Source organism: Nocardia vaccinii NBRC 15922 (assembly GCF_001613305.1).
GTDB lineage: Bacteria > Actinomycetota > Actinomycetes > Mycobacteriales > Mycobacteriaceae > Nocardia > Nocardia vaccinii.
This window is the reverse complement of the sequence record NZ_BDCC01000082.1, coordinates 36,060-47,353: the sequence shown is the minus strand read 5'-3', so window position 1 is coordinate 47,353 and position 11,294 is coordinate 36,060. Positions and strand designations below refer to the sequence as shown.

The 11,294-nt window shown below is 66.5% G+C and carries 14 protein-coding genes; 7 read left to right on the top strand and 7 right to left on the bottom strand.

Annotated elements, in window-relative coordinates; all coding sequences use genetic code 11:
* Positions 1–208: 208 nt before the first annotated feature.
* Positions 209–862 carry a TetR/AcrR family transcriptional regulator gene (locus NV1_RS38770; RefSeq protein ID WP_067903610.1) on the top strand — a complete coding sequence of 218 codons (654 nt, stop codon included), beginning with the start codon at positions 209–211 and terminating at the stop codon, positions 860–862.
* A 249-nt stretch (positions 863–1,111) separates the two neighbouring features.
* Complete coding sequence (locus NV1_RS38765) at positions 1,112–2,302, top strand: cytochrome P450 (protein WP_067903607.1); 1,191 nt, start codon at positions 1,112–1,114, stop codon at positions 2,300–2,302.
* An 82-nt stretch (positions 2,303–2,384) separates the two neighbouring features.
* Here NV1_RS38765 and NV1_RS38760 read toward each other — a convergent pair whose 3' ends face one another.
* Positions 2,385–3,512 (bottom strand): NDMA-dependent alcohol dehydrogenase, encoded by a 1,128-nt coding sequence (locus NV1_RS38760; protein ID WP_067903604.1) that lies wholly within the window; start codon positions 3,510–3,512, stop codon positions 2,385–2,387.
* A 257-nt stretch (positions 3,513–3,769) separates the two neighbouring features.
* On the bottom strand, positions 3,770–4,465 hold the full coding sequence (locus tag NV1_RS38755) for an LmeA family phospholipid-binding protein (protein ID WP_067903602.1): 696 nt from the start codon (positions 4,463–4,465) through the stop codon (positions 3,770–3,772).
* A 215-nt stretch (positions 4,466–4,680) separates the two neighbouring features.
* Between NV1_RS38755 and NV1_RS38750 the strand changes: the two genes are divergently transcribed.
* Positions 4,681–5,247, top strand: coding sequence for a YbhB/YbcL family Raf kinase inhibitor-like protein (locus NV1_RS38750; protein ID WP_067903599.1), 567 nt, complete (start codon positions 4,681–4,683; stop codon positions 5,245–5,247).
* A gap of 96 nt (positions 5,248–5,343) precedes the next feature.
* Here the strand turns inward: NV1_RS38750 and NV1_RS38745 are convergent, their stop codons facing one another.
* Positions 5,344–5,823, bottom strand: coding sequence for a hypothetical protein (locus NV1_RS38745; protein ID WP_218027349.1), 480 nt, complete (start codon positions 5,821–5,823; stop codon positions 5,344–5,346).
* 124 nt (positions 5,824–5,947) lie between these two features.
* Positions 5,948–7,270: an oxygenase MpaB family protein gene (locus tag NV1_RS38740; RefSeq protein ID WP_067903626.1), complete on the bottom strand. Its 1,323-nt coding sequence runs from the start codon at positions 7,268–7,270 to the stop codon at positions 5,948–5,950.
* A gap of 94 nt (positions 7,271–7,364) precedes the next feature.
* Here NV1_RS38740 and NV1_RS38735 point away from each other — a divergent pair, with 94 nt between their 5' ends.
* The 3 genes from NV1_RS38735 (at position 7,365) to NV1_RS38725 (ending at position 9,218) form a co-directional block, all read left to right on the top strand.
* Positions 7,365–7,934 carry a TetR/AcrR family transcriptional regulator gene (locus NV1_RS38735; protein WP_067903594.1) on the top strand — a complete coding sequence of 190 codons (570 nt, stop codon included), beginning with the start codon at positions 7,365–7,367 and terminating at the stop codon, positions 7,932–7,934.
* Positions 7,935–7,998: 64 nt separating this feature from the next.
* A complete protein-coding gene (locus tag NV1_RS38730) occupies positions 7,999–8,676 on the top strand; it encodes a DUF1345 domain-containing protein (protein WP_067903592.1) in 678 nt (225 codons plus the stop codon).
* Between the two features lie 71 nt (positions 8,677–8,747).
* Positions 8,748–9,218 carry a DUF8821 family protein gene (locus tag NV1_RS38725; protein ID WP_067903590.1) on the top strand — a complete coding sequence of 157 codons (471 nt, stop codon included), beginning with the start codon at positions 8,748–8,750 and terminating at the stop codon, positions 9,216–9,218.
* Here the strand turns inward: NV1_RS38725 and NV1_RS38720 are convergent.
* Both NV1_RS38720 and NV1_RS38715 read right to left on the bottom strand, forming a co-directional pair.
* Positions 9,203–9,538 (bottom strand): cupin domain-containing protein, encoded by a 336-nt coding sequence (locus NV1_RS38720; RefSeq protein ID WP_067903587.1) that lies wholly within the window; start codon positions 9,536–9,538, stop codon positions 9,203–9,205. The genes NV1_RS38725 and NV1_RS38720 overlap by 16 nt on opposite strands.
* A gap of 4 nt (positions 9,539–9,542) precedes the next feature.
* Positions 9,543–10,355 carry an SAM-dependent methyltransferase gene (locus NV1_RS38715; RefSeq protein ID WP_067903585.1) on the bottom strand — a complete coding sequence of 271 codons (813 nt, stop codon included), beginning with the start codon at positions 10,353–10,355 and terminating at the stop codon, positions 9,543–9,545.
* Between the two features lie 283 nt (positions 10,356–10,638).
* Here NV1_RS38715 and NV1_RS38710 point away from each other — a divergent pair, with 283 nt between their 5' ends.
* Positions 10,639–10,821 (top strand): hypothetical protein, encoded by a 183-nt coding sequence (locus tag NV1_RS38710; protein ID WP_157117662.1) that lies wholly within the window; start codon positions 10,639–10,641, stop codon positions 10,819–10,821.
* Between the two features lie 21 nt (positions 10,822–10,842).
* Here NV1_RS38710 and NV1_RS38705 read toward each other — a convergent pair whose 3' ends face one another.
* A complete protein-coding gene (locus tag NV1_RS38705; protein ID WP_157117661.1) occupies positions 10,843–11,178 on the bottom strand; it encodes a hypothetical protein in 336 nt (111 codons plus the stop codon).
* Between the last annotated feature and the right edge of the window lie 116 nt (positions 11,179–11,294).

Sequence of the window (11,294 nt, the reverse complement as noted above, 5' to 3'; positions counted from 1 at the left end):
CACCACGATAGAACCACCGCCGCCAGTGTGACAAGGCTCTCCATCAAGATCTTCCGGCGAGGCCGCTTGGAAACGTAATTCGCGCTGCGAGCAAATAAATAGAAACGAACAGGAGATCAGAGTCACCGTAAAGAGCGGTCAGACGACATCACATTCTCCGGTAGAGTGCAACGATGTTCTGCACACGCGACAACCAACAGGTTCATCCGTGACAAGCCCCATCGAAGAGCCGGGCTGGAAGCAACGGGCGGTCGAGCGGTCGCTGCGCACCGCCAAGATGCGAGCCGAGCAGCGGGTGCAGCGCTTCCTCGACGCCGCGCAGGCGCTGATCACCGAAAAGGGCACCACCGACTTCACCGTCCAGGAGGTCGTGGACCGGTCCCGGCAGTCCCTGCGCAGCTTCTACTTGCAGTTCGACAGCAAACATGAACTGCTGCTGGCCTTGTTCGAGGATTCCCTGGTGCGCACCGCCGACCAACTGCGCGTCGCGGCCACCAATGCGTCCGATCCGGTGGAACGCCTGCGTATCGTCATCGAGTTGCTGTTCGAATTGTGCCGCCCCGACCCGACCGCGCGCCGGCCGCTGTTCACCGACTTCGCACCGCAACTGCTGATAACCCACCCCGCCCAGGTGAAACTCGCGCACGCTCCGGTGCTCGCGCTGTTCACCGAGTTGCTGGACGAGGCCGCGGCGGCGGGACAACTGCGCAAGGATGTCATCCCCCGGCGCATGGCCGCCATGGTCATGCAGACCGTCATGTTCAGCGCGCAGTCCGCGGAGGATCCGGAGAACGAGACCCAGTACCCGGTCACCGGCGCGGAGATCTGGGACTTCTGCGCACGCGGTTTCACCAAGAAGTGACTCGCGGCGGCCCGCTCTGTTCCCGCTCGTAGCCCCCCGGCTGCGCCGGGCCGAGATCCCGCGACGCCCCGAGCAGGGTATCGAGGCGGCCCAGGACGTCGAGCTGGGCGGACCGCGCACCGCATCCGGGCGGCGATTTTCGAGAGAATTTGACTCTCCGATTTAAATACTCATCTTCTTCTGAATGGTAACTTTGTTACTCGACAGGGAGAGTGATGGAAACTCCCTGGAGAGTCGGAGGAGTATCGCGTGCGCCCTACAGAACCGGTCTACTGGGATCCCTGGGACCGCGATATCGCCGACGATCCGTATCCGGTGTACCGGCGGCTGCGCGCCGAGGCACCGCTGTACTACAACGAGCGGCACGACTTCTACGCGCTGAGCAGGCACGACGATATCGATCGCGCGCTGCTGGACTGGAAGACGTTCTCCTCCTCGCGCGGACCGATTCTGGAGATCATCAAGGCCGGTGTGGAAATTCCGCCGGGGACGTTGCCGATGGAGGATCCGCCCGCGCACGACATCCATCGTTCGCTGCTGGTGCGCGTGTTCACCCCGCGGCGGGTGCTGTCGCTGGAACCGCAGATCCGCCAGATGTGCGTCCGCTCGCTGGAGCGCCTGGCCGGCGTGGACCACTTCGACCTCATGACCGCGTTCGCGAACGAGGTGCCGATGCGGGTGATCGGCATGCTGCTCGGCATTCCAGAAGCCGACCAGCAGTCGGTCCGCGATCGCGCGGACGCCGATCTGCGCACCGAACCCGGACAGCAGATGCAGGTCGAGCAGGCTATTCCGAATACCGACCACTTCGCGGAGTACATCGACTGGCGCGCCGAGCATCCCTCCGACGATCTGATGACGGAATTGCTGCACGCCGAGTTCGAAGATGTCGAGGGGGTGCGGCGGACCCTGACCCGTCAGGAGATCCTGACCTATATCTCGGTCGTGGCCGGTGCGGGAAACGAGACCACCGCCAGATTGATCGGCTGGCTCGGTTCACTGCTGACCCGCTATCCGGAGCAGCGCGCCCAACTCGTCGCCGATCCCGGCCTGATCCCGAACGCCATCGAGGAGACGCTGCGCTTCGAACCCACCGGCCACGCGATCGCCCGGTACGTCACCACCGACGTCGAACTGCGTGGCGTCACCGTCCCCGCGGGCAGCGCCATGATGCTGCTCGTCGCCTCGGCCAACCGCGACGAGGATCGCTGGTCCGATCCCGACCGCTTCGACATCCACCGCAAGATGAGCAATCTGCGCACCTTCGGTTTCGGCACGCACTACTGCCTCGGTGCCGCCCTGGCCCGGCTGGAAGCCAAGATCGCGCTGGAGGAACTCCTCAGACACTTCCCGACTTGGGACGTCGATTGGGACAAGATCACCTTGTCCCCCACCTCGACGGTCCGCGGCTGGGAAACCCTGCCGGTCACCGTCGGCTGAATCCGGCTGCGCCACAGAGTGTTACGAATACCGCGGATTTTCCGCAGACGTCCACGACGCATACGGAAAACCCCTGTGCGAGTCAGTGGTCGGCGTCGGTGTAGCGGATGACGCCGCGAATGTTCTTGCCGTCCAGCATGTCCTGATAGCCGTCGTTGATCTGGTCCAGGCGGTACTGGCGGGTGACCATATCGTCGAGGTTCAGCTTGCCCGCCTTGTACATCGACAACAGTTGCGGAATGTCGTAGTGCGGGTTGCCGCCGCCGAAGATGGTGCCTTGCAACCTCTTCTGCAGCAGCGACAGCATGGCCAGGTTCAGCGTGGCCTCGTTCTCGACGAGACTGCCCATCGCGGTGACCACGCAGGTACCCGCCTTGGCGGTGATGCCGAGCCAGGTGTCGATATCGCGGCCGTGCGCCTCGCCGACGGTGACGACGACCTTCTTGGCCATACCGCCCGCGGTGATCTCCGCGCACGCCGCGGTCGCCTCCTCGATGGTGGCGTAGGCGTGCGTCGCGCCGAACTTCAACGCCTGCTCGCGTTTCCACTCGACCGGATCGACGGCGAAGATGTACCGCGCACCGCAGTGCACCGCCCCTTGCAGCGCCGCGACTCCCAGACCGCCGATACCGATGATCGCGACGTCCTCACCCGGGCGGATGTCCGCGGCGCGGGTGGCCGAGCCATATCCGGTGGTGACGCCGCAGCCGACCAGGCAGGCGACCTCGAACGGGATCGAGGGATCGATCTTCACCACCGAACTCTGATGCACCACGGCGTACGGGGCGAAGGTCCCCAGCAGCGTCATCGGAAATACGTCCTGACCACGCGCGGTGATCCGATGTGAACCGTCGCTGACCGAGGTGCCGGCCAGCAGCAGCGCGCCCAGGTCGCACAGGTTGCGCAGACCGGCCTGACACGAGGGGCACTTACCGCAGGACGGTATGAACGACAGCACCACGTGATCGCCGACCGCGAGATCCTCGACGCCGGGGCCGACCTCGATGATCACGCCCGCACCCTCGTGCCCGCCCAGCACCGGGAAACCCGCCATCGGAATGCCGCCGGTGACCAGGTGGTGGTCGGAGTGGCACATACCCGCCGCCTCCATCCGCACCTTGACCTCGTGGCCGCGCGGCTCACCGATCTCGATCTCCTCGATCGACCAGGGCTGGTTGAATTCCCAGATGAGGGCGCCTTGTGTCTTCATCGTCACACTGCTTTCACGATCGGGATCGCCGCAGGGCTGGTCGCGCGACGATCGGGACGAACTCGGATCGAGGTCCAGGACCCGCGCAGCCCGCGCGATCCTATGCCCGCGTCCCGCTTGGCGCGCCATGGAGACATCTGCATGATACAGCTGTTTAGACAGGCGTCCAGCAGTTTCGGATACCGAGTCCCGGTGACCGGACATCGAACTCGTCGTCGCTGGTCACCAACGGTGATCTACCGTGGCCGCGGGGCGGCTCAGGAGACGTCCGACAGGTGTACGGAGTGCGCGACGGCGGTGACGTGCAGGCCGTCGGCAGCGGGCTGGATGGCCGTGAGCCGCGCGCCCAGCGGCAGCTTCTGCAGTGGAACGACGAACGTGAGCGTCTGCCGCAGCAGAGACAGCGACAAGCTCGGGCCACCGACGGCGGCCTGCACGGAGACCGGGGTGACGGATATGCCGTTCTCGGTCGGCGAGACGGTGACCACGACGGTGCCCGGCACCTGGATGCCCTCGACCGTGAACGTCCCGCTGACGTGCATCCCGTCCGTGCCGTAGGAGATCGACTTCACCCCCGAGGGGGCGAATTGCCGCACCGTGTCGTAGGGCACCCGGGCGGTCGCCGACGCCGAATCCGCCACGTAATCGGCGGTATTGCCGTGCAGCACGTCGCTCAGCGGCGCGGCGACATCGGTCAGCGTCACGTCGAGGTCGTGGACCGAGATCTTCTCCCCGGACCACTCCCCGGCGTGGATCTCGATGTCGTGGTACTTACCGGCGACGGCCTGGGTCAGGAACGGGAAGCCGCCGATGCGGACGCTCGGCCGGTCCGCCATACCGTATTCGGCGGCTATCTTGGTCCCGATCTCGTTCTGCGCCAATACAGCCGCCACTCGATCGCCGGCGACCAGCGCGATCACCACCACGACGAGGAAGATCAGAAATCCGCGCACGCACTCACCCCTTCGAACATCCCCCCATCATGCTGGTGATCGCGTCCGGGCGCAGCGCGAACGCGGGCGATCGGCCGCCGGCAGCCGGAACGCGCAGCCCGCGACTCCGCCCGCCCGCGTCCGGCGAGCACCGTCGCGCGAGGCCGGACCCGGTGCGGACGACGGGCAGCACGAGCCGGTGATCACAATGGACCCGAAACGACAGGAGATCGAATATGCCCGCGAATCCTCTCGGCATCGCCCTGCGCAATCGGCGCGCCGGTCACCACACCCTCGTATGGGCTCGCCCCGAGCTACAGGCCACGGAGAACTTCACTCTGACCAGTCCCGTCTTCGAGCACGAGACAGCCATCCCGGAGAAATATCGCGGCCGGGTGTTCGGCGCGAACATCTCCCCCGCCCTGGCCTGGACCGAACCACCTTCCGGCACCGTCGAACTCGCGCTGATCGTGCAGGATCCCGACGTCCCGTTCGGGAAATCGGCCACGCACGCCCTGGCGATCGGCATCGATCCCACGCTGCCGGGACTGCCGGACAACGCCCTCGCCTCGCCCGCTCCGGTCCCCGGAATCCGGCACGGCAAAGGCGGTCTCGGCCGGCGCGGCTGGATGGGCCCGATGCCGATTCGCTCGCACGGCCCGCACTCCTACGTCTTCCAACTGTTCGCCCTCGACCGAACCCCGGACCTGCCAACCGGATTCACCCTCGACCAGACGATCGCCGCGCTCACCGGCCACGTCATCGGCCGCGCACGACTCGACGGCACGTACGAAATCCGTTGAACCCGAGTCCGGAGCGGAGTTGTTCTCGCGCACCGGAACCGGGCGAGGCGCCGCCCCGCCGAGCGAACCGCGTACCGCTGAGGCGATCGAGCGGAACTAGAGCCCGAGCGAGCTGAGCAGATTACCGATCACGGGGAGAGAATCCGCGCTGCCGGTGCCGGCGGAACTGCTGCACCCGGCACTGCCCGCGGCCTGCACGGTCACCGCCACCGGGCCGATGGTGTAGCCGCCGTTGGGCTCGATGCCCCGCATCCAGAGATCGTGCGTTCCGCTGGTCGTCGGCGTCCACGTGGCGGTGGCGCTCTGACCGGAACCGGACCGATAGGACTGCTGGGCGCCGATCCGGGTCGCGGAGCCGAGGCTCGCACCGTCCAGGAAGTAGTAGCCCGTCGTACCGGTCTGGATCTTCGACGCAGCCACGGTCAACGTGTACGACTGGCCGGCGCACTGGGTAGTGCCGGACACGGTGATGTATTGATCGGCGGACGCGGGCGCGGCGAACGACACCGTCGCCGCGGCGACGATCGCAACCCCTGCCACACCCGAACCCACGCGAGCGAACCTAGAACGCCTCACGTCGTTACTCCTCTACGCTGTCTACCGGAAAAACCTGTTACGCCGTAATCGGAATCCGGCCGGTGGCGTTACCGCGAGGATATTCGGCGGCGATATCGGTCCCGAGATCGCGCATCACCTGTCATCAATGCGCGATGGGCGTGTAAGTCCTTGCATCGCTGACGAATTCGGGATTGCCGTAGGCGGCCAATCGGCGCCGCACGAGCCGGGTGATGTACCGGTCGACGGCCGGGCGCAACGCCGGGATGCGATTCGCGCCGGTCACCACCACGAGACGGCCGAGGATGAACGGCGCCGTCAGCGCGATGCGCACGAGATCGAACAGTCCGATCGATACACCCATGCGCCGGGCGACATGTCGATTGCCGTGGCAGAAGGCGATCACGAAACCTGCTGTGCTGTAGCTCTTCTCGACCGCGTCGGCGATGCGATCGAACCGGGTATGCCCCGAGCGCAGATAGGCCGCCATCGTCGAACGGATCAGCCCGCCGCAGGTGGCGTCGTCGAATCCATCGCGCAGCAGCGCGGCGCGGGCGTGGAAGACCTGGATGATCTCCTCGGCCGTGGTGGGCAGCAACTCCTCGGGCAGTCCGAGCAGGAAGCAGCGGTAGCGCGCGAATTCGACCAGGGCGCACTCACTTTCGGTGAATTCGGTCCGTCCCGCGCGGCGAATCCGGACGGCGAGCAGATACAGGCCGATCATCCCGGCGGGCATCTGGTCGACCTGCGGCACCGGCACGCCGTAGATCTCCGGTTCCCAGCGATCCGAACGTTCGAGCGCGTTGTAGCGAACCATCGAATGCATCAATCGCACCATGGCCGCCGCCTCGAATCCGGGTCCGTACCGGTCCAGCGCACCCGGCAGGGTGGTGACCGCGAAGAAGTTGGCCGTCTCGTTGACTCGCCTGGTCGCGCGCCGCCCCGATAACGCCCCGGTCAGCGCCATCGGCAGCGCCGCATAGGTATTGGTGAAAGTGGCGATGAACGCGCCCCGGGTGATGAAAGGCGACAGCAGCGCCGCATCGACGCGGGCCTGGCGAGCACCCTTGCGGACCAGGTCCATATCCAGCCATGCCGGCGTGGCCTCCATATCGGCGATGAACGCGACCAGTTCCGGCGGCGCGTCGGGGACCGCCTCGACGCCCTCGCGACAGGCCCGCCGGACCATGCCGACCAGGTCGGTCACACTGTGCCGCGGCATAAGCGCGGCGAATGGATCCGCGACGGTGTCGCCCAGCATCGTGGCCGTCGAGATCAGCTCGACCACACGCTCGTCGGTCAGCAGCGACGCACGCTCGGCCACCCACTTCGGCAGCGCCGACGCATCGTCCGGATCGGTGGTGAGCCGGTACGGCGGAGTGTCGAAGTCGATGCCGCCGTAGAGCTCCGGCTGCAACTCGCGCTGACTGCGCACGCGTCGCGCGAGGTCCGGATAGTGGGTCGTCATCGAAGCCTCCAGCAAAAACTAACAAGTTGTCAGTAACCATACTCACGATGCGTTAGTTATGCTGTCAAGGGTGAACGCGCAGCGCCGACGACGGATGACGGCCGAGGACAGGCGAGAGCAGATCCTCGACGTCGCGCACATGATCATCACCGCCGAGGGCTTCCACGCGGCGACGCCGAATCGCATCGCCGACGCGGCGGGGGTCAATCGCTCACTGCTGTACCAGCAGTTCGGCGATCTCGCCGGACTGTTCGTCGCGCTGATCGACCGCGAGGCCGCCCGAGCGGCGATCCAGTTCAACGAGGCCGTGGCCGAGGGAGAGGACGGCGACAGCGATGTACTGCGCGCTTTCGACGGCATACTCCGAGCCGTCGACGCGTATCCCAACACCTGGCGCCTGTTCCTGTTCCCGCCCCAGGGCGCCCCGCCGGAACTGTACGAACGCCTCGCGCAAGCCCAGGCCGCGGTCCGCGAATATTTCATTCGTCAACTGCTGCATGCGAATCCGAACCTCGAGGATCCCGAATACACCGCCTACGTCCTGCACGCGGCCGGTCGCGAACTACTGCAACTACGACTCGGCGACCCCGAATCGGCCACCCACGAACGCCTGCGCGCCCTCGTGCGCAGACTCAGTTCCGAACTGCAGCACAGGATTCGGTAGTTCCCGGGCTCCGCGCCCCGACGCCTGCCACCGCTCGGTCCGCCCAGCGGGAATACTGGGCGCGGTGAGTGACGATACCGACTCGGTTCCGGCATGGGCCCGGCGCAGCGCGGGTGAATCGCGAGTGGCCGCGACTTTCGCGGTGCTCGTCGTAGTCGCCTTGCAGTGGAGGCTGCCCGATCGCCTGACGATACGGCCGACGGCGTTGGTTCCGGGCCTGGCGCTGCTGCTGCTGGTGGTGTTGATCGTGGCCAATCCGGTGCGGATCGACCGGGAGACGCAGTGGTTGCGCTGGGCGAGTCTGGCATTGTCGGGCCTGCTGGGGGTGTCCACCGCGTGGTCGGTGGACCGGTTGGTCGCGGGACTGATCAACGGGACGCTCAGCAACGACCCGGGTGTGCTGCTGTCCTCCGGCGCGGGTGTCTGGGTAACCAATGTGCTGGTCTTCGCGCTGTGGTACTGGGAATTCGATCGCGGCGGCCCGGCCGCGCGCGCACACGGCCGCAGGAAACATCCCGATCTGCTGTTCCCCCAGATGCAACTCGGCAAGCTCGCCGACCGCGATTGGGAACCACAATTCGCCGACTACCTCTACCTGGCCTTCACCAATGCCACCGCCTTCAGCCCGACCGACGTCATGCCCCTGTCCCGCTGGACCAAGATGATGATGACCGTGCAGGCCGCCATATCCTTCGTCACCGGAATCCTCGTCATCGCCCGCGCGGTCAACGTCCTGAAGTGAGTCACGGGTCGGCACGCCCGCGAGCTGTAGAGTTCAGCCCGAGTGCCCGGCGCAGAGCTGAGGAGTTCGTGATGACCTACACAGTGGACTTCGACAACGTTTCGACCGTTGGCCTGGAATCGTCGCCGGTCGCGGCCGCCCTGGCCGGGCTGCGGGCGAACGAGGCCCGATATTTCAAGAACAAGTACGACCACGTCTTCACGGTGGAGCCCGCCGAGGACGCCCGGTCGGTGATCGATCGGGTGAGCCGGATCCTCGAGGACGAACGCGGGATCGTCATCGCCTCCCGTCCGCTCGAGGCGACGGCCTTCCAGGTGGAGAACCTGCACATCGCGTACGTCTTCTACGAGAGCGGCCTGTCGATCAACGTCATGTACTCGATCGACGATCAAGGCAAGCGGGCGGTCGGATTCAAACTCTCCGACGGCATGGAAGTTCCCACCGAACTCGCCTCGTTCAAATTCGCGAGGCAGAAGTCGAAGCTGGCGGGAACCATCCGCGGCTCCTACTTCGTCATCAAGGGCGCCTACCCCTCCGGATAGAACACGAACAACGTGCAACCGGCGGCGCTGTTCGGGATGTGCCAGCTACCCGCCGGGGCGTGCAGGAACGTCCCGGCGGGGTAGTCGCGGGCCCCGTCGTTGAAAACGCCCGCGACCACGTAGACCTCCTCGGAGCCGGGCTCGTGCACATCGCGCCGCGGCCACGTACTGCCCGGGTCCATCTCCAGGACGTGGGCGTGCGCACCGGACTCCCCCTGCCACAGCGAACGCAGCCGAATCCCCGGAAAGAGTTCGCGGACAGGGGATTCGGCAACGGCGGCGGAGGTGTAGCCCGCTTGGGCCAGAATCTCGGGGTGCATGGGTTCAGGGCTTCACGGCCACAGCGGCGTACTGGCCGTACACCCGGTCCATCTCGGCCAGGACTTCCTCGCGCAGGAAGAACCGGTCCGAGGGCCGCCAGCGGTGCGGCGGCACGACCCCGGGCTCGAGTAGCTCGAAGCCGTCGAACAGCGCGGTGACCTCCTCGCGGGAGCGCCACATGATCGGCACGCCCGAGGCGTCGTAGATTCCCTGGAGCTTGGCGAAACGCTCCGGGTCCAGGTCGGACGCACCGTGCGAGACGATCAGCCAGGAGCCCGAGGGCGCCGCGTCCATCAACTGCTTCACCACCCCGGCCGGATTCTCGACGACGAAGTGCAGCAGCGCGACCAGGCTCACCGCGACCGGCCGGGACAGGTCCACGAGGTCGGTGAACTCGGCGGAGCCGAAGATCGCCTCGGAGTCGTGCAGATCCGCCAGAACGAAGGCGGTCCGGCCCTCGTCCGAGCCCGTCATCAAGGCTCGGGCGTGGGTGAGGACCAGCGGATCGTTGTCCGCGTAGACGACTCGCGCGGCGCGGTTCACCGCCTGGGCGGCGTGGTGCAGGTTCGGCGTGGTCGGAATTCCGGTGCCGACGTCGAGGAACTGGTCGATACCGGCTTCGGCGGCCGCGGTCACCGCGCGCAACATGAAATCGCGGTTGGCCCGCGCCGCCTGACCGACCTCCGGGAAGATCTCCATCACCCGCGAGGCCGCCTCGCGATCGGCCGGATAGTTGTCCTTGCCACCGAGGTAATAGTCGTACATGCGCGCCGAATGCGCCTTCTGCGTATCGAACTCGTGGCCTTCGAGGGACATCCCGGAAACTCCTCACCCTACGTCTGCGTCGTCGCCGTCCACGATGGCTCCGATACAGGCATACCAGTCCCGCGAGATCGCTGCCGTTCGAAAGCATCATCCCGTACCGGCCGATTCCGCGGGCCGGCCCCGCGAATCCGCCGATGAGCGAGCGCCGGCCGACGCTCGAACGGGGATGTTCCCGTGCGCGGGACGATGTCCGCCTACGATGGGCCTACAGCAGGGACGGATCGTGATCAACACGACAATTCGGGGACGCGGTCTCGTTGGACGGGAGGATCGCGTGTCGGAGACCAGGATTCAACGCGGAGACAGTGCACTGATCGACGCGTTCAGCCAGGATGCGGTACGTCGCCTGGCGCGCAACGCCGACGGATTGTCCGATTCATCGCTGGTGATCCTGACCAACTTCGCCACCGCCCTGCGCCGCGCCGAGAAGCTCTTCCCGGAGACCGCCGATCTGTGAAGGCGCACCGCCGATCCGGATTCACCGCATTCGGCCGGTCAGCCGGCCCCACACTCCGGCGCGCGGTGGCGCGACCGCGAACCCGGCCCGGTCGCCGTCGTCCGCACCGCCTCGGTCGTCGCCGCGATCCGCTGCCCGGGTCTCGACTTCCGCTGCGGGCGTGGGCATCTCGCGCTCGCGCTGCTCCGGAACCGCCGACCACGCCACCGGTTCGCACGCGACAGGATCGATCACGGGTAGTTGCGTGGTCGGCTGATCGTCGAATTCGGCGCGCAGCCGAGCGAAGAACGCGTCGAGCGAACCGTAGCGATCGGTGACCTCGCCCACGAGACGCGACATCTCGGACTGTGAACCCATCATCGTTCTCCCCTCGTATATTTCGGCCGCGACGCACGCGCGGACGGGGAGGCTTCCGGCGCGAGTCGCCCACTTGTCACGGGAAGCCTCCCCACCCACAGAGCGCCGCGTACTCG